11 protein-coding genes are annotated in these 20830 nt (G+C 36.7%); 9 read left to right on the forward strand and 2 right to left on the reverse strand.

The window, feature by feature from the left end:
• Window positions 1-2 precede the first annotated feature (2 nt).
• The 7 genes from AABK36_RS24420 to AABK36_RS24450 all read left to right on the forward strand — a co-directional run bounded on the left by AABK36_RS24420 (window position 3) and on the right by AABK36_RS24450 (window position 13978).
• Entirely contained in the window at window positions 3-1664 is a 1662-nt protein-coding gene (locus AABK36_RS24420) for a RagB/SusD family nutrient uptake outer membrane protein (protein ID WP_309942826.1), read from the forward strand.
• Window positions 1665-1739: 75 nt separating this feature from the next.
• Complete coding sequence (locus tag AABK36_RS24425; protein ID WP_309942824.1) at window positions 1740-3413, forward strand: hypothetical protein; 1674 nt, start codon at window positions 1740-1742, stop codon at window positions 3411-3413.
• A gap of 145 nt (window positions 3414-3558) precedes the next feature.
• Window positions 3559-6747 (forward strand): glycoside hydrolase family 2 TIM barrel-domain containing protein, encoded by a 3189-nt coding sequence (locus AABK36_RS24430; RefSeq protein WP_309942821.1) that lies wholly within the window; start codon window positions 3559-3561, stop codon window positions 6745-6747.
• Between the two features lie 184 nt (window positions 6748-6931).
• On the forward strand, window positions 6932-8467 hold the full coding sequence (locus tag AABK36_RS24435) for a sulfatase family protein (RefSeq protein ID WP_309942818.1): 1536 nt from the start codon (window positions 6932-6934) through the stop codon (window positions 8465-8467).
• Window positions 8468-8470: 3 nt separating this feature from the next.
• The gene (locus AABK36_RS24440) at window positions 8471-10819 is read left to right on the forward strand and encodes an outer membrane beta-barrel family protein (protein ID WP_309942815.1); all 2349 of its coding nucleotides are present in this window, start codon (window positions 8471-8473) and stop codon (window positions 10817-10819) included.
• 91 nt (window positions 10820-10910) lie between these two features.
• The gene (locus AABK36_RS24445; protein ID WP_309942813.1) at window positions 10911-12362 is read left to right on the forward strand and encodes a sulfatase-like hydrolase/transferase; all 1452 of its coding nucleotides are present in this window, start codon (window positions 10911-10913) and stop codon (window positions 12360-12362) included.
• A 119-nt stretch (window positions 12363-12481) separates the two neighbouring features.
• A complete protein-coding gene (locus AABK36_RS24450; RefSeq protein WP_309942811.1) occupies window positions 12482-13978 on the forward strand; it encodes a sulfatase family protein in 1497 nt (498 codons plus the stop codon).
• A 114-nt stretch (window positions 13979-14092) separates the two neighbouring features.
• Here the strand turns inward: AABK36_RS24450 and AABK36_RS24455 are convergent, their stop codons facing one another.
• Window positions 14093-14296: a hypothetical protein gene (locus AABK36_RS24455; RefSeq protein ID WP_309942809.1), complete on the reverse strand. Its 204-nt coding sequence runs from the start codon at window positions 14294-14296 to the stop codon at window positions 14093-14095.
• 257 nt (window positions 14297-14553) lie between these two features.
• Window positions 14554-17499, reverse strand: coding sequence for an Ig-like domain-containing protein (locus AABK36_RS24460; RefSeq protein ID WP_309942806.1), 2946 nt, complete (start codon window positions 17497-17499; stop codon window positions 14554-14556).
• Between the two features lie 413 nt (window positions 17500-17912).
• Between AABK36_RS24460 and AABK36_RS24465 the strand changes: the two genes are divergently transcribed.
• Together AABK36_RS24465 and AABK36_RS24470 are read left to right on the forward strand one after the other, a co-directional pair.
• On the forward strand, window positions 17913-18050 hold the full coding sequence (locus tag AABK36_RS24465; protein ID WP_309942805.1) for a hypothetical protein: 138 nt from the start codon (window positions 17913-17915) through the stop codon (window positions 18048-18050).
• Between the two features lie 450 nt (window positions 18051-18500).
• Window positions 18501-20789, forward strand: coding sequence for a family 20 glycosylhydrolase (locus AABK36_RS24470; protein ID WP_309942802.1), 2289 nt, complete (start codon window positions 18501-18503; stop codon window positions 20787-20789).
• Window positions 20790-20830: the final 41 nt, after the last annotated feature.

A 20830-nucleotide genomic window follows, 5' to 3' on the forward strand; every position in this document is an offset into this window, starting at 1 on the left:
ATATGAAACGATTATTTAAAATATTACTATTGGCTGTGGGAGTGCTCAGCTTTAGTGCTTGCAATGATTTTCTGGATATAGATCCTTCGGATAAATATGATTACAAAGATTTCTTCAAGGATGTTTCGCATGTTGATATGGCTGTTGCAGGAGCTTATAATAAAGTCAATGAGCTTTACATGAGAAATATGTCTGTATGGATCAATACTGGCACTGATGAATTGTTAAGATCCATTAATACTAGAAATGAAAATATCACGAAGTTTGAATATGATTCATTTGACCCGGATTTAAAAAGAATATGGAATACTTCTTATAGCGGGATCAGCCGATGCAATGATGTAATATATAATTTGTCATTGGACAGACCTATTGAAGATTTGACTGATGAAGCTAGAAATGCCTCGCTGGGAGATGCTTATTTGGTTAGAGGTTTACTGTATCTTAATTTGGTTCGAATGTTTGAGCATATTCCGCTTCGTACAGAACCTTATGGCGATTTGTCTGAAAATCTAGATCAACGAAATTTGCCAAACTCTCCAGCCAATGAAGTCTATGATGTTATACTATCGGACTTCAAACAAGCAGCAAAATTGCTGCCTAGTGAAGCGAGTGCTTTGGGAAGAGGAAACAAATCTGTGGCATATGGCATGCTAGCAAGAGCATATTTGAATTTAGCAGGTGTTCGTACCAATGGAGGAAATGTAGGCATAGATGAATGTTATAGACAGGTTGTTGTCGCTTGCGATTCTGTGGATGCTGAAAATGTGCATAGCTTGTTGCCTGAATATTCTGAAGTATTTTTAAATCAAATCAAAGGGATCAAAAGCGAGACAGAGTCTATGTGGGAAGTCGTGTTTAATGTTACTTCCAATATAAATTTAGGTGGAAATATTGGAACGTATAACGGACCAAAATCCAATTTGTCAGGGACAAATGAAGCAGGTTCTAGCGGAGCTACTTTTGTGACGGTAAAGCATACAGAGTTATATGATCAAGAAAGTGACAGTCGCTTCGATTGGAATTGCGCTGATTGGTGGATTCGATATCGCGAAGCGAATAATCCTCAGTATTATCCAACGTATATTACAGATTCGCTTCGATGGTATCCAGCAAAATGGCGACGCGGATCACCAAATGTAATTGGGTATGAGGATGGCGAGCCTATTGAAAGTATTGAGTTTTTGGAGAATGGTTTTATACTTCGAAGCCATACAAGCATAAATTTTCCTTTGCTCAGGTATTCAGATGTATTGCTTATGCGCGCTGAAGCTAATAACGAACTTAATGGCCCTTCTTCCGCTCTTATGGATTTGGATAGAGTTAGAAATCGCGCTGGATTAAAATCGCTAGAAAGCGAATTGTCAGAAAAGGGTATTTTCGTTGACAAGGAAATTTTAAGAAATGAACTGATGGATGAAAGAAGTAGAGAACTTTGTTATGAAGGACATCGCAGGTTTGATTTGGTTCGTTGGGGGAAGTTAGAGTCTACAATGCGTGATCTTAGCAACTATATGAGAACAAATCCATTTTTAGGCTTTGGGAATGATGATATTTTCTTGGCTACGCCAGGAGAAAATGTTGATAAAAAGCATGTCGTGTTTCCAATTCCACAAGATGAAATGATGTTAAATAAGAATATCAAACAACATCCTCTTTGGTAGTATAAATTAAAAGAATCCTGAGTGGATTCTTTTTCTCATAACTAACCTATTTTTTATCAGAATAAACTGAAAGTTATGAATCAAAAATTATTTAATATAGCAATGTTACTGAGCATATTGACATTTTTATATGCTTGTAATGATGATAAGATTGAGATATTGGACAGGGTTCCCGAATCCGCGCCTCAAAATTTATTGTATCAAAATTATAAGAACTATGTGCAGGTTGGCTCTGAATGGCAGTCTGTAAAGCCGGAAGTGTTGGCTGACGGTGTATCTACTTTTGCCATTAATGGTGTTTCTTTATCCCAAGAGGGAGAAAAAGTCGGTTATTCTGGGGCAGATTTTAACATAGACTCAGAATCAGGAGTTATTAGTTTGCCTGATGCCAACGAAATTCCTTCGGGGAATTATAGCTTTGCCATAGAGGTAGAAAATGAATACGGGAAAACGATTTTTGAAGATGCATTGGGACTAATGGCATATAGTGAAAACTTCCCATATAAGGTTTTTTATCCGATATTGGAATTTGAGGAAGCCGGAACTGCTCAGGAAATCACACCATCAATTGATCCTGAGTTTAAGTCAGGGCAATTGTTCTTTAGAATGATAAGCCCTCTTGGAGTATCAGGATTAAGTGTAAGTGATACTTCTGGGGTTATTACAATGACAGAAGGAAATCAGTTGAGTGTGGGTAATCATGAATTGAAAATAGAGGTGATCAAAAATGAAAAAGAAAAGATGATCGCAACCGCTATTGTCAATATCACCGGACTAAAGCCGAATAGCATTGAGTATCCAAATTCTACAATGGTAGTAGAATTAAATGAATTCATGATGCCTGTGGATCCAAGTCAATTAAGCGATGTGCCAATAGTCGATATCAAAGCGGATCAGTTGCCTTTTGTTTTGTATCGTATAGAAGGAGAACATGCTGACATGTTTGATATCAATGAACAGGGACAGTTGGCTTTGAAAGACCAGCAGTATGGCATTAATCAAGAGTATGATTTGGAGATTTATGCATATACACCTGCTGGAGAATCAAGCACAAATTTCACGGTAAATACGTTTATACCACCAGGTATGAAAATCACAGTATTTAATTCAGACTTTTCTTCTAATGGGAATGCTGGCAATACTGTTAACTTTGGTAATTTCAAAGGGTGGAATCCTTTTGGAGCTGGAGCAACAAAGAAGTCATGGATACTTAAAGATCATTTATTTAACCCTATGGCCACTACAGATGAAAAACCGCATGGCACTTATGGTTATGGAATAATGTTGTTTAATAATGACAAGGTTGAAACAAATTCTTGGGCATTTAATGCAGATCGCTTTGAGATACCTGCTGGAGCATCATCTGCGGAAATTGTGCATGCCGGATATATTAGTTATCCACCTAATGGAACAGTTGGACAAGGAGGACAAACAGAGACCACTAGTCTTACCATTAGTATTTCTGAGGATTATGACCCAACCAGTGGCGGTGATCCTAATAATGCTACTTGGGAAGATATTGGTTACCCTGTGATGTTAGAGGAGAATTGCGACAATGGTGTATTTTTTGATCCTGCCCATGCTAATTATAAAGGCAGGCCTGTAACTCCGATTGTTACAGACATTCCATCCAAATACATTGGCAAAAAGATTACTGTAGCTTTTGTAGGTAGATATTGGGGAGATGCTGCTGGAAAAAGAAGATGCTATTATCATATAGTTGAAGTTCGAATAAACGCACAATTGTAATAAATTAAAATTTATATCACGGATTTATTAAAAGACTGCTTATGGATTTAGGCAGTCTTTTTCTTTTTTGTGTTTTGTAAGGGAAATATCGCATTGTCACGATTTATTAGTAGATAATCAGTTTGAACATCTTTTTTGAAGTAACATGCATAAATATTTTTTTAACATATTTATTCTCACATTTCTTATTCCATTTGCCTATGGACAAAGCAATGATTGGGAAAATCCACAGCTTATCGGACAAAATAAGCTGAAGGGAAGGTCTACTCAATATTCTTATTCCAGATCATCCGATGCATTGAGTGGAGAACAAGCGAGAGTTGTTTATCTCAATGGTGAATGGTTGTTTAAATATGCGTCTAAGCCGAGCAAAGCCCCAAAGGCTTTCTATAAAAAGATTCATAACGAGTGGGACAAAATACAAGTGCCGTCAAGCTGGGAGCTAGAAGGATATGGACAGCCGATTTATACAAATTTTGTGTATCCATTTGCGCCAAATCCGCCATATATTGAAGAAGATACGAATGGAAATGCAGTAGGATCGTATCAGAAAGAGTTTGAGTTGCCCGAAAGTTGGGGAGACATGATGACAACACTTCACTTTGGAGGTGTGAGTTCAGCCTTTTATGTCTGGGTCAATGGCAAGAAAGTCGGCTATAGCCAAGGAAGTAGATTGCCTGCTGAGTTTGAAATAACTAATTATTTAAATAAAGGAAAAAACACGGTTTCGGTACAAGTATATCGCTGGTCAGACGGAAGTTATTTGGAAGATCAGGATCATTGGAGGTTAAGCGGTATTCATAGAGAGGTATTTATACATGCTGAGCCAAAAACTCATATTCAGGATTTCTTTGTTCAGACCAAATTTGATCAAAATTATGAACATGCAATATTGAAATTAAGACCAAAAATCAATACTCAAAAAGATTATGATTATGAAGGATACACTTTGACAGCGCAGTTATTTGATCAAAACAAAGATAGCGTGCTTAATGAGTCCTTGGCAATTGGAATAAATGATATTGTCAATGAAAAGCACCCATTTAGGGACAATGTGAGATTTGGCTTGATGGAAGCGCAAGTTCAACACCCTAAGCATTGGACTGCCGAGACTCCGTATCTTTATACATTAGTCATGAATTTATCCGATGCAGACGGAAATCTTTTAGAGTCAAAAAGCACAAAGATTGGTTTCAGAGAAGTTAAAACATCAGTTGAAGGCGAATTATTGATCAATGGAAGACCTATCTTGCTTTATGGCGTAAACCGCCATGATCATCACCCCGTAAGAGGCAAAGCAGTGAATAGGCAAGATATGCTTGAAGAGGTGTTATTGCTGAAGCGATTGAATTTTAATGCAGTGCGTACCAGCCATTATCCTAATGACCCTTATTTTTTGGATTTGTGCGATGAATATGGTTTGTATGTCTTTGACGAAGCTAATATAGAAACTCATGGCTTGGGTAGTTATTTTTCCAATCAAGCGGAATGGAGTTTTGCGATGCAGGACAGAATACAGCGCATGGTAGAAAGAGACAAAAACCATCCGTCGATTATCGTTTGGTCATTGGGAAATGAGTCAGGAGACGGACCAAATCATGCTGCGGCAGCGGGTTGGGTGCATGATTATGACATAACTCGTTTGGTTCATTATGAAGGCGCTCAGGGAGATCATCGCCATCCTGATCATGTGGAAAGAGGTGACGCTGAATACGGCAAAGCGACTAAGCATATTTTGGGGAACCCGTCAGATCCTCAGTATGTGGATGTTTTGAGCCGTTTTTATCCTAGGCCTGAATATTTGACGGAGCTTTCTAAGCAGGATCGATCAGGACGACCTATAATGATGAGCGAATATGCTCACTCGATGGGAAATTCCACTGGAAATTTGGGTGAGTTTTGGGATATTATTCGAAAAGACAAACGATTGATAGGCGGATTTTTGTGGGACTGGAGAGATCAAGGGCTCCTTCAAAAAACAGCCAAGGGAGAAGCTTATTATGCCTATGGCGGTGATTTTGGCGACAAACCCAACGACTCCAACTTTTGCTTGAATGGAATTATCGATTCAGATTTAACGCCAAAAGCCGGAGCTATGGAATGCAAGTATATCTTTCAGCCTATTGAGATGAAGTTGGAAAAGGAAAATAGAATTTGGCTGAAAAACAGATATTTTCATCGCTCATTAGAACATGTTAAAATGGTTTGGGCAGTTAAGGAAAATGGAAAGGCAATAAGCAAAGGAGAATTCGCATTGCCTAATCTTAGAGCAAATGAAAGCGAATGGATAGATATACCTTGCTCATCAATCAAGTATAAGCAGGATAAAGAGTATTTTTTGACAGTTAGAATTTTGCTTAAAGATGATTTGACTTGGGCGAGCAAAGGACATGAAATTGCTCATGAGCAATTTTTGTTGAAGTCAATGAAGAGTGATAGCATAGAAGAAAAAGGTTTGTCTCCTTTTGAAATCAATGAGCAGGAGGACAATTTGACATTTGAGTCAAAGGATGTGTCTGTTGGTTTTGATCAGTATGGAAACATCAAATCATATATTCATAAAGGCGATACGCTTATCAATGGTGTTTTGAAACCTAATTTTTGGAGAGTGCCAACAGACAACGATGAAGGAGGCTATCAAACTGATAAGAAATTGAAAATATGGAAAAAAGCAATAGCGAATAGTTCCAAAGAGTCTGTGGTCATTGAAAAGGAAAAAGTAAATACGGGACACTGGATTGTGAAAGCGCATCAAAAAATAGCTAAAGGAAAAGCCGAGCTACACAAGGTGTATCATATATTTAGTTCTGGAAAAATAGCGGTTGATCTCCAACTGAATATTGAAAAAAAGCTTCCTGAACTGCCTAAATTCGGCATGCAAGGAACTGTTGGGAAAGAGTTTGAAATAGTGGAATGGTATGGGGCAGGACCTTATGAAAATTATATTGACAGATGTCGATCAACAGTCATCGAGGATTACAGAATGCCTTTAAGTGAGTTTGCCCATTCATATGAACGACCTCAAGAGTATGCCAACAGAACTCAAGTTAGGTGGCTTAAGCTTTTAAACAAAAAAGGCAAAGGAGTGAAGTTCACTTCATCAGATCATAATTTGCAAGTTAGCGTTTGGCCTCACAGTCAAGAATCCTTGCAGTCAGCGAAACACCCTTATCAATTGGATACTGAGAGTGGTTATATTACATTTAATTTGGATGGATTTCATATGGGAGTTGGTGGCGATGATAGTTGGTCGCGTCTGGCAGCTCCGCTTGACAAATACAAAGTAAAAGCCGAGGACTTGCAGTATTCATTTACTATTGAACCTGTTAAATAATCATAACACCTAAATGAAAAAGTGTTCTGATACTTCAGAGCACTTTTCATTTTATTAGACATTATTACGATTGATTTTTATATCATTTTATTTTCCTCAGGAGGAAATACAAAGGAGGATGGTTTAGTAACCAATAAAACAATTCGTGATAAACATTATTTTTTAATGATTTAAGCTATTGAATATGACTTCTAATATTTTGAATAAATGGCTTGCCGCTTCTTCATGCTTGTTGATGGCATCAGCTTGCCAAGCTGATAAGGAAACTTCATCTTCTCAAAGTCAACAAAAACCCAATATAGTATTTATATTCGCTGACGATCTTGGCTATGGAGATGTGTCATGTTACAACGATTTGAGTGATAAAGTTCATACTCCATATATGGATTCGCTGGCGAGCGAGGGGATTAGGTTTACAAATGCGCATACGAGTTCTTCGGTCTCCACGCCTTCAAGATATTCGTTTCTTACAGGGGAATATGCTTGGAGAACAAGGCTTAAAGAGGGAGTGCTTTATGGTTTTAGCAAACCGTTGATTGACACCGCTAAGACAACATTGCCAGAGATGCTTCAAGCAAATGGTTATTATACAGGAATGGTTGGAAAATGGCACTTGGGGGTTGGCTGGCAGGCTAAGGATGAGACCAAGCCGGTATTTCCTATGGATGATATTCCACGGAAGTTGACTAAGGAGCAATTGGAAAATGTAGCTCTTGACAAGCCCGTGCATGGAGGTCCCGAAGATCATGGTTTTGATGAAGCTTATTGGTGGGCGGCTTCTTTGGATATGGATCCGGATGTTTATATTGAAAACACGATTCCGTTGGAGGCTAAAATTGTGGAAAAGGGGAATAAAGCTTTTATTCAGTCTTCATTTTATGAAAAAAAGAAGGAAGTTATGCCAATATTGTTGGATAGGGCGGAAAAATTCATTTTGGAATCCGCAAAATCTGATGATCCGTATTTTCTTTATTTTCCTTTGACAGCTCCCCATACTCCTTACGCTCCGGTTGATGAAGTCATTGGTAGCTCTCAAGCTGGAATTTATGGAGATTTTGTCGTTCAAGTGGATCAAACTGTTGGGAGAATAATGAAAGCAGTGGAAGAGACCGGCGAAATTGAAAACACTATTTTTATCGTTTCAAGCGATAATGGAGGCATGACCAAACGATTGAAGAGCAAAGAGTTGGTTGATGGAAAGTGGAAAAAGGAATTCACTTCAATAATTGAGACGCATGGACACTATACAAATGCACACTTAAACGGCCAAAAAACGGATCTGTTTGAAGGAGGGCATCGTGTTCCCTTTATTTTGCGATGGCCTTCATCTGTAGGCAAAAATCAAGTAGCAGATCAGACTGTTGCAATTACTGACTTGATGGCGACATTTGCTGATATTGTTGGATATAAATTAAATAATGAAGATTCACCTGACGGCACAAGCTTTTATGAAGTGATAAAAGATCCTTCAAATGCAGAAGAAACAAAGGATTATATTGTTTATCATTCAAATGATGGCGATTTCGCTATTCAAAAAGATTATTGGAAACTTATAGATTGCGATGGGTCCGGCGGGTGGACAAAGACAGAAACTTCAGGCGCTCAACTTTATAACATCAAAGCAGATATTCAAGAGCAAAATAATCTGGCGGATCAATATCCTGAAAAAGTGGCTGAATTGAAAAATCTGTTGGAAAAGGTAAAGTTAGAACCCATTTAATATATGAATACATACACATTCAAAAACAGCCCGTTAGCAATAGCGGTGCTGTTATTTGCTATTCAATTATTTTCTTATGATGCAATGTCGCAAAGCATAGTGAATGGCAGATTATTGGATGTGGATTCCAATGAACCGGTTGCATTTGCAACGATAGGTGTATTTGATGAAAATGACGATACTCGATTGCTTAGCTCCGCATACTCTGATGTGGATGGAAACTTTCTTCTAAAGCTTCCTGAGTCAGGGTTCTTCACACTTTTCATACAATCAGTGGGATATGATCTATTTAGAAACCGTATACAAATAGATGAAGGGCAAATTAGTCTAAAAGAGATTTATCTCAAATCCCAATCGACAATATTGGATGAAGTTATTGTCGAGGCGGAAGCTTTGGATGTGCAGGTTACGCCAGGAGCGATGAGTTTCAACCCTGAGAATGCTTCGGGAGATGATACAGAGCAAATCATATCAAACCTTCCTGGAATTGATTTGGATTTTGATGGAAATATTAGCTTGCAAGGGACTGAAGTTAAGATATTGGTCAATGGTGAAGATTCTGGCATGGATAACCCTATGCAGGAGATTCCCAAAGAATCAATTGCTCGAATTGAGATGATGAGCAACCCTCCTGTTGAATTCGCCTCTTCGGGTCCTGTATTGAATATTATTTTAAAAGAAGACGCTAAAATAGGCAGTAATATTCGATTAGGGATGAATGTCAGCAGTCCTTACAGGGCAAAGCTTTATACAGGAGGCACTTACAGAAAAGGCAAGTTTACTTTAAGCCCTTCGTTTTATTTTAATAAGTCTATAGAAAAGTCACAGTTCGACTCATATAGAACTAACTTTGGAGAAAGATATATAAAGCAAGACAAGACTCAACAAATAGATAATAAAACGATTAACTCAGGAATTCGAACGAAGTTGACTCTTGACAAATACAATGAATTATCCGCATTTTTAAGATATACGCCTTCATCTGTATTAAATGAAAATGATAACTATAATATCATAAGTGATTATAATGAAGAGAGAACATGGCTATATGACAATGACGGAAATACGATGCTGGATCGCGATAAAAGAAATGTCGTGTCTGATTTACGGTGGAAAAGAAAGTTCAAGAAAAAAGGAAGAGTGTTGAATGTCAACTATAAGTGGAATATAGCCACGATGGACCAACATCAGTACCAGACGAATAATTATACCTATCCAGACTCTAGCAAAGATATATTAAGATCTTCACAACAAGACAGGCGGATTAGATCATCGCACCATACTATTAATGCCAAATACAAGCATTCTTTTGAGAATAAAATGTTATTGACAATGGGAGGAATATTTAACTATAAACTATCTGAGGAGAAGGCGTTAAATCAAAAGCGAACAAATGATAGGGAATGGATACATAACATTTCGAAAGATCAAGACACAGACACTAAATACTTGGCGACAGACTTGTTTGCGGATTTTTCCGCGCGTAAGGACAAATTTGACTATTCGGTTGGATTGCGTTATAAAGGAGGTGAAAACGTTATTTGCCAATGGATACCTGAGGAAGATTTATTTAATGAATTTAAGACCTCGTTTTCCAATATGAACACTCGGCTGATGCTTGCTTATAAATTTAAAAAAAAACGCAATTTTGCATTCACTTTTCGCAACACATTTCGTCCTCCATCCTCTAGACAGCTTAATCCTTTTATTGATGACTCAAACCCTCTCAATGTTCGAAAGGGGAATCCTGACCTAAAGAATACCCAGACATATTTCGCTGAATTGGAATACTTGAATGTTGGAGAACATACAACTTTGAAAGCTAGCTTGTATGGCAGAAAAGTCATTAACAGCGTTATTTCAAATCAATGGGTAGCAGGCGACACTACGATTACCTCATATATAAATGTAGATGGGCTAGCTGCGGTAGGAGTAAATAGCTATATATCAGGAGATATCAACAATTTGAAGCTTTCAGGCGATGCATCATTTACATATGAAAATATGCCGAATAGAGAATCTGCTTTCTCGAATAGTCAACTATTTTATTTCCTCAAGGCGAATATTCAATATAAATTTAGCAAAAGTTTTAGATGTTCTGTTTTAGTACGGTATCATTCCGCTAAGTTGACGAATAATTCAGATATAGAGGATTATGCCACGATCAATGTAAGCTTGCAAAAGACTTTTATGAATAGAAAGCTTAAAACTTATGCGAGCGCAAATGATATTTTTGATATGGTGAATAAAAGAGGCATAACTCAAACGGATTTATTTGCCAAAGAGCATTACAGCAAAAGGCAAACTAGAATATTCACGCTTGGACTTACTTATTATATCAATGGGATATGAGTATAAGCGATTAAATAATGTCTAATATTAATGGTATATAGTTTTTTAAACGATTTATCTATAGAAGATTCAAGGTTTATCTACAGATATTATGAATAAATATACTCGAAAGGTTGGTTATTCTGTGTTAATGGCGGTGATGGGAGTAAGCACCGTTCATGCCGAGGTCGAAACACAAGCTGAGAATGAAAAGCCAAATATCATTCTTATCATGACTGATGACCAAGGTTGGGGCGATACAGGTTATAATGGACATGAATACTTAAAAACTCCCAGTCTTGATCAAATGGCTGAGGAAGGAATTCTGTTCAATAGATTTTACGCATCTTCGCCTGTATCATCTCCTACGAGAGCTAGTTGTCTGACAGGAAGGCATCCTTATCGTTATGGAATATACTATGCAAACAGAGGATACTTGAAAAAGGAGGAGTATACATTAGCGGAACTGCTCAAGGATAATGGTTATAGAACTGGACATTTTGGAAAATGGCATCTGGGAACATTGACAAAAAGCATACGCGATGCTAACAGAGGAGGCAAAGAAGGAAATGATTATTTGTATTCTCCACCTTGGGAAAATGGCTATGATGACTGTTTTGTGACAGAATCCAAAGTACCTACTTGGGATCCCATGAAAAATCCGGACCCTTCAGCATTGGAATCGAAGAAAGGTAAAGCTATTGGAGAATTTTACGGGACACATTATTGGGATATCGAAGGCAATATCGTAAAGGATAATCTTGAAGGCGATGACTCTAGAGTTATCATGGACAGAGTCATTCCATTTATAGATCAATCTGTGGATGAAAGACAACCATTTTTTTCAGTGATTTGGTTTCATGCAAGCCATACGCCGGTGTTAACGGGAGGAAAATATTTGGACATGTATGAAGGCAAAGGACTTAGCGATGATCAAAAGCACTTCTACGGAACACTTACTGCTATGGATGAGCAAGTAGGAAGATTGCGAGAAAAGTTGAGTGAGTTGGGAGTTGATAAAAATACCATTATTTATTTTTGCTCTGACAATGGCCCCGCAGGCAATGGAGATATGAGCAATAGATGGCAAGGCACAACCAGTGGCTTGAAAGGCAGGAAAAAGAGTCTGCATGAAGGAGGTGTCAGAGTGCCTGGGTTAATGGTTTGGCCAGCTCGAATTAAAGAAAGAAAGGTGATCAATACACCCATGAGCACGCTTGATTATTATCCAACAATATGCGATATATTGAATATCAAGTCGAGCAAGATTATTTATCCACTTGATGGGGTGAGTATGATGGACTATATTGATAGTAGTGGAGAGGATAGAGAAAAACCAATTGGTTTTCAGTCGATTAGAGGAGAAGTGGCTTGGATGGATAATGAGTATAAGCTTTATCGCTACAGACAAGATTCAAAGTATGAATTGTTTGATATAGTAGCTGACCCGAATGAGTCTATTGATATCATAAAGACTAATCCTAAAATTGCAAAACGCATGATAAAGGCTTTGGAGAAATGGCAGAAGTCATGTATTAAGAGTGATCTTGGTCATGATTATTAATAGCCTAATTATAAAATTGATTTTAGCAGTATTCTTTCAGGCGGAATAAAGTCGCCATGATTTTTTATGAAAAAGCAGAATTATGAATATGTACAGTCTATGCATGAAAAAAAATTAAAATGAATTGGAAAAGCAGAGTTATTTATACTACTATTTTCGCTCAATGCATTGCAGGACAGAGTTGTGGTGGAAAAGAGCATAAACACCCTATCGAGAAACAAAAGCCAAATATACTTTTTATCTTAGCTGATGACCAATGCTACGAGACTGTTCGTTCGCTGGGAAATACAGAGATACATACACCTAATCTTGATCGATTGGTGAGTTCGGGAACTACATTTACCCATGCATACAATATGGGAGGATGGAATGGAGCTATTTCTACAGCGAGTAGATCCATGTTCAATACAGGCTTGTTTTTATGGAAGTCTTCTAAAGGAAATTTAAAAAAGAAAAGCGTTGATCCCACGACAGCAGGGTTGATGCGAGATAAAGAACAGTTATGGTCTCAACGCATGTCTTCTCAAGGCTATGAAACATACTTTGCTGGCAAGTGGCATGTGAAAGGGGTTACTTCAGATGAAGTTTTTGATCATGCCAAGTTTGAGAAAAAAGGGATGCCCAAGCAAACAGCCGAGGGCTATTATCGACCTCAGTTGGGAGTAGAAGACCTATGGTCTCCTTCGGACACAACATTTGGAGGATTTTGGCAGGGAGGAAAACACTGGTCTGAAGTGTTAAGAGATATCGGAGAAGAATATATTTTGAATCATAAAAGCAATTCCAAAAAGCCTTTTTTCATGTATTTGGGGTTCAATGCTCCTCATGATCCTAGACAATCTCCTCAAGAGTATGTGGATATGTATCCTTTAGATAGCATTGCAGTTCCAAGTAGTTTTCAAGAAGAGTATCCAGACGCAGAAACTATTTGCGGTAGGAAGTTAAGAGATGAAAGGCTTGCGCCGTATCCAAGAACGCCTTATTCTATTAAAGTAAATCGACAAGAATATTATGCTATTATAACGCATATGGATGCTCAGATCGGAAGGATATTAGAAGCGTTGGATAAATCCGGACAAGCTGAAAATACATATATATTTTTCACAGCGGATCATGGGTTGGCCGTTGGCAATCATGGCTTGATGGGAAAACAGAATATGTATGATCATAGCATTAGGTCGCCATTTATACTTACAGGACCTGATGTTCCTAGAGGAAAGCTTATAAGCCATGATATATACATACAAGACGCCATGGCTTCCAGCCTTGAACTAGCTTATGGAGAAGAGCAAAAAGATATCGATTTCCGAAGTGTAATGCCTTTAATTCGAGGTGATCGTATTCAGAACTATGAGTCTATTTATGGAGCTTATATTAATCGTCAGCGTATGATTCGATCCAATGGATATAAATTGATATTATATCCTCAGAAGGGCATTTATAAATTATTTGACTTGCAAATAGATCCATATGAAGTGAATAATATTGCGCATAATCCAGAACACAAAGAACGGATTAAATCTATGTATCAGGAATTAAAGTTATTGCAAAAGAATAAGTATAAAGATCCTCTTAGTTTAGATGATTTCTATCCCGAGTTAATGAAATATGAATAAATATGTAAATATAATGATGAATTTTCAACTCGAGTTGATAATTGGGAGATACATACATAATTAAAGAATGTTAATCACTTAATTATGTATGTTACATTTCTAACTTTAAACCTATTACCAATTTCGTTTTGCTTTACGGTATTTTTTGCGTTCGATAGCGGGAGCGAGCATGATGCCCATCTCAGCGGCATGACGTCGCACAGTCGTGATGGATAGGCCTGTTTCGGCTGCTATGGCTAAAGCGGTCTTTCCTTTGGAGTTTCTTATGATATCTTGATTTCGCTCTTTGATGAGCTTCTGATGGAATCCTGAGGGCATAGTCGTTTGTGTTTGCTCCCAGTGTTGAAACACTGGGGTATGGTTTCATTTGTTTTAATTACAGCGTTGAAACGCTGGATAGGGTAGGTTTAATACGGAAAGAAGGTCGCGAAGGATACGAAATTTGAATAATGATAATGTTTTCTTTATGGCTTGGGATACGTAATGAATTGCTTCTGTACGATAGTTGGCAAACGAGTCATAAATTCGATAAGGTTATAGGGCAACCACGTAGGGAATATCCATAGCGATTATTGTTATTTTTCAATAATCAACTTCTTGCTTACGATATTTTTCTCCGAAACACCAAATATCTGATAAATCCCAGAATTCAGCTTATCTTCCAAATCAAATACAAGTGACAAAGACCCATTCATATCTGAAGTCGTCGTAGTCGAATAAATTTTTTGGCCTATGGAATTAACTATATAAACATCTATTTTTCGAGAGGATTCATAAGCATTATCAACTGTAAAATGAAGCCTGTCATTAACCTGCACTGGATTTGGAAATAAATTGATCATTACTGTTTGATGATTAATTTCTTGATCATCAATGGATGTGATTGGAACAAATGCGGAGTCGCTTTTTATACACTCATTTGAATCCATAACCACAACTCTATAATCTTCCATATCCGTAATAGCAATCACTGTATCATTCATTCCATTATTCCATGAAAATGTATATGGAGGTACGCCTCCTTTAACTTTCGCTGATAGAGAATCTGATAATATATCAATGATCACATCAAGTGGTTCTGGTTCGACTAGTGATAATGTGTCAGATACGAAACACTGATCATCATCTTTCACTATAATTTCGTAAAATCCATCAGACAAACCTTTAAAGATATATGAAGAATGAAAACGGTCACCTCCGTTGATACTATATTGAAATTTATTAGCTTCTTGAAAACCATTTAAGATAATTTCACCATTATTATAACTATGGCATGTTGGATCAAATGCATCAATAGACAATGAGAGCATTGATAAATCTAAAGTTATAACAGAATCACAACCTGTGGAACTTGTCAAAGTATGTGTTGCAGTGTTATTGTTTTCTGTGTAAGTAAGGCCATCAATCCAAGTATAGCTATTGCAAGATGTGATAATATCTGTTGATGAAATAGCTTCTCCAATAGTTAAATTGAGAATAACGACAGAATCGCAACCTGTGGAGCTTGTCAAAGTATATGTTGCGGTATTATTGCTTTCTGTGTAAGTGATACCATTAATCCAAGTATAGTTATCGCAAGTTGTAATAGTATCTGTTGAATGTATTTCATTGCAATTTTGTTTATTACGACCAATTATATCTGCACCAGTGATATCACTGGTAATAAGCTTCAACTGTGGTGGGTTGCTTCGCTTATGGCTGTCAAATTGAGCTTGTTTTAAAACCCTATTCTCATCTTCGATCCAAATAGTAACATAAGGATCACCTGCTGTAATTTTTTCAATGATATAGTCTTTAATTTCAAAGTCAAAATATTGATTTTCCTGATTAATATTTATCTCTGTGATTTTCTCTTCACGAAGAGGACCATTGTTCAAAGTTACTGAAGTCTCATCCCACTGATCTCCGATCACCTTAAAAGCAGATACTTGAAGAGAATCATCTAAGGAATTTGTATACACACGAAACTTAGCATCTCTTATTTCATGGGTACTCAGAGAATCAGAAAGATCAAATTTAAATATTCCAGTTACCTTTCTGGTTGAATTGGAATAAACTTCCACTTTTGAATAATTGGCAACAGAATTAGGGCTTTGGTCATCCAGCGCTGCATCATGGATTGAAGTTATTTGAAGGGTATCTATAGTTGCGCCAAACGTAATCCCAATTGAATCTGCCAATGATTTTTTGTTGTCTAAATCTGTCGCTATAGCCCGCAATATGTATGCGCCGGTATCAGCTGGTATCCAATTAATAGCATAAGGACTTGAAGTGTCTATTCCAATAGAATTGTTTCCTACAAAAAATTCAACTTGAGCAACACTGCCATCTATATCACTGGCATCGGCCCTAATAGTCAAAGTTTCTACGTTGTCAAAATTTCGCAAATGAACTGGAGACGTAATTGAAACTACAGGAGGCTTAGCCCCCACATAAATCGGTACTATTTCTGATGAAACCACATTGCTATCGCTATCCATGACAATAGCTTGTAACGAATAAGCTCCATCGTTAGGAGCCCAATCAATATTGTAAGGGCTTATAGAATCAACTCCTAAATAATTGTTATTCACAAAAAAATCAACTTTTTCAATATTTCCTGAAGAGCCTAATTTATTTCCTCCAGGGTCACTAGCCTGGGCAGTAATTGTAATTTTACTTCCAGAACTTAATTGTCCGTTTTGAATTGGCGACAATATTTCAACAGTAGGCAAATGCAGCTGATCAGTAGCCCATTCTTCTTGAGAAACAGATATTGAATCAGTAATATTTATACCATCAAAATACAAAATTCTTTCATCCCGAATCTCGGTATACATCCCAAATTTAATATAGCCATTTTCATTCTTATAAAGTGTGGGACCAATATAGGAATAAACCAATTCTCCATTTAGCCACACTTTTATCGCACCATCAGCTTCTTGTGAATGTTTGACATAATACTTTAGGTCATTCCATTGATCTGGCTTTGCATAACCGAATAAATCTCCTTCATCATCTTCACTGTTCCAATGACGAACACTTCGTATGGTTAATTTATAATCACCTTCATTACTTAGACGAATTTCCGCATTAGGATCACCACCTCCATATTGTTTCCATTGGGAGATAACCGTTGAATATTGCGTTACCTTATCCCAAATCACTTGAGGAGGGAAAAAGCTCAATGAATAATACCTTTCATCGCCAGGAGAAAAAGCTAAGCTTGATGGGCTTGTAGCCAATTCAACACGATAAGCATAGTCATTATTAGGAAAGTTACTGCCATCAGCATAAAATTTCAAAGCATAATTTCCTTCCCTAGCCCAAGAAATTTCTTTAGCTGAAATATAATGCAAATCATTGGCTGTAAAATGTCCAGAACCATCTTCCACTGCGCTATTTCCATTTTTTGAATAACTTTCAACTAATGGAGTTTCGACTCCGCTATCTACAGTCCCCGTTTCGCCTCCAATATTTATGTTAATTCTTTGACTATTAGAAGTAAGTGGAAGAATCTGAAAACAAACGAATAAAATCATGAGCTTAGCAAAATTCATATATGAATAAAACAAATTGAAATTATGCATAATGAAGAATGAATTACTATGCAAAAACCAAAATTCAGTAAATATGTTGATCCTATTTTCTGATATTATTTAAGAAAATAATATAACAAAGCAATCTAGAAGGCTTGATCGTATCGGTTATAAATTTTAGATGATTAAAGTTATAGTAGGAGTAGCCTGGCAAATCACTGAAGCATTATATAAAGTCTCTAAGATCTATATGCATCTAACAAAAATAGAATAAGGCTATTAAGGTTCGTTTTTGCTCATAGTTTTAGAATTTTATGCTCTATAAATATGTTTATGTTTAATTGTGTAGCTGAAAACCGTGAAGGATTTTTCATAATATATCTAAATTGCCAAATAATTTGACAAAGGAAATGCTAATGGATAAGGCTAAACTTATTGAATGGAGATTAGAAATAGCAGGCTTTGTATCGGCGGGAATAGCGGCTGTGGCTTGGTGGTTTTTAGAAAATTTCTTTAGATCTATAAGACGACGTCGGAGAATATGCGGAGATTAAGAAAAGTCTTGCCGTTTTGGAGGAAAGGGTTGGTGATTTTTTGTAAGCATAGGGTTTCCGCACAGGGAGAACTCACGAATTCAAATTAATGTGTGATGTTTTAGGGAGAAAAGGCAGACTGTTAGTTTTTCCCTTGTATTTTTGGAAGGATGCAGAAAAGAGTTCATTTTTTGTTAATCACTCACAACAAGTATTATATTACCTAAAATTTAAGATTATGATTTTTTTTAGGATAATAATCCATTACAATATTCACTAATAAAGAGTTTAATGTCATAGTTTTCTAAAGGGATATGTCTTAGTTAAATATTAGCTATATTATATTACTTGATTGAAGTACTTTTTTATTTTTCTTAGTTAGTTGAAAAATATAACTGCTTCATATTAAAGTAATTAAAAAGACATATCTATTATTTTCAATATTTTTTTATAACATACCTATCATTATCTATGAAAAAGATTTTGCTTTCATTATCTCTTTTTTGGCTTTTTTCAGCTTGTCATACCAAAGTTGATGAACTTAGTAATAACATTGCTATCATTCCGCAACCGGTAACGTTGGATATTAAAAAAGGAAACTTTGAATTGAGTTCAGCAACTCGAATTATATTTGAAAAAAGCCAAACCTCAAATGCTGATTTTCTAAGATCTTATTTACATACAGCCACAGGTGTGAATTTTGACTTGAAGGAAGCTAATGAACCATCAAAAGGGGCAATATTTTTGACTTTGGACAAAAGCCTAAAACCATCCCAGTATACTCTAAATATTGCTGAAAATCAAATTATCATCAAAGGAGGAGATGATAAAGCTGTGTTTTATGGAGTCCAATCTCTCAGACAATTACTGCCTCCATCCTTTGAGAAGTCCGGAAATACCAGTGATATTTATTTATTGCCCAATGTAAATATAAAAGATTGGCCACGATTTCCTTACAGAGGCTTGCACTTGGATGTTGGACGCCATTTTATGAGTAAAGAGTTCATTAAGAAGTATATTGATATGCTCGCTTTGCACAAGATGGATAAATTTCATTGGCACCTAACAGAAGGTCAAGGTTGGAGAATAGAAATAAAGAAATATCCCAAGCTTACTGATATTGGCGCTTGGCGTACAGAATTGAATGGTGATAAATACGGAGGTTTCTATACACAAGAAGACATTAAAGAGATTGTGGAGTATGCTCAGGAAAATTATATAACAATCATTCCTGAAATTGAATTTCCTGGACATTCATTGGCAGCTATGGCCGCTTATCCTGAACTTTCATGCACTGGGGGACCTTTTGATGTAAGAGCTTCGTGGTGTGTGGGCTTATCAGAAGACGTTTATTGCCCTGGCACTCCTAAGACTTTTGAATTTATGGAAAACGTATTGGCTGAGGTTATAGATTTATTTCCGAGCGAATACATACATATCGGCGGTGATGAGTGTCCAAAGTCTCGATGGATGGAATGTTCCAAATGCAAGAGTCTTATGGATAAGGAAGGAATTGCAGATGGCGAAGAGCTTCAAAGCTATTTTATCAAACGGATAGAGAAGGTTCTAAATAAACATAACCGAAAAATGATCGGATGGGATGAAATTCTAGAAGGAGGACTTGCTGAAACGGCTACTGTAATGTCTTGGCGAGGAGAAGAAGGAGGAATCGAAGCTGCGAAAATGGGAAGGGATGTGATTATGACGCCAAATAGCCATATGTACTTTGATTATTATCAAGGCAATCCTGTATTTGAGCCTAAGGCTTTTGATGATCGAATAAATTTAAGAAAAGTATATGAATATGATCCAGTGCCATCATCTTTAAGTACTGATGAAAAGCAACGTATTATAGGCGTTCAAGCAAACTTGTGGACAGAATTTATGCCAAATGAATCTCAAGTGGAATATATGACATTTCCTCGTATAGCGGCACTTGCGGAAGTCGCTTGGACTCCTTTAGAAAATAAATCATGGGAGAAATTCATGTTAAGAATACCTAAAATGATGCAAAGATATGAAGCCTTAGGAATCAATTATTCTAAATCTGTCTATACACCAGAACTCAAAGAAAGTTTTGATAATACTAGAAAAGAAATAAAAGTAACGCTAAGCACGAATGAGCCTAGAGCAAAAATATACTATACTTTGGATGATTCTAATCCAGATCCAGAAAATGCGATAGAATACTCCGATCCAATTATTATCAATACAACCTCAACTCTCAAGGCATGTCTATATCTGAATGGGAAACCTCTCAGCAATATAATTTCAAAGACTTATGAGATAAATAAATCGATTGGCAGAAAGGTTGTTTTTGGTAATCCTCCTTCAAAAAGTTATCAAGGCACTGGAGAATTCAACCTTGTCAATGGAGTGAGAGGCTCTATTGCTTATAATGATGGACAATGGAATGGGTTCAAAAATGATTTTGAGTGCACAATTGATTTAGGAAATTTACATCATATTTCAAGTGTGAGGTCAGGATTTCTTCAAGACCTTTCCAAATGGATAGCTGTACCGGAATATTTTGAGGTGTATACTTCTAAAGACGGTGTTAAATTCAGTAAAGCTGGCAAAAAAGATTTACCACTACCCAGACATATTAATGGCAGCTCGATATTGGATGTGTTAATAGAATTTGAACCTTTGCAAGCTAGATATATCAAAGTATTAGCTAAAAGTTCTACATTGCCAAAAGAGCATAATACGTCTGATCTGCATTCTTGGATCTTCGTGGATGAAATCATTATCGATTAAAATCAATTGAGATTTTATTCATTAAATTAGTGTCATATTAT

It is taken from the genome of Aureibacter tunicatorum (genome assembly GCF_036492635.1).
Taxonomy (GTDB): domain Bacteria; phylum Bacteroidota; class Bacteroidia; order Cytophagales; family Cyclobacteriaceae; genus Aureibacter; species Aureibacter tunicatorum.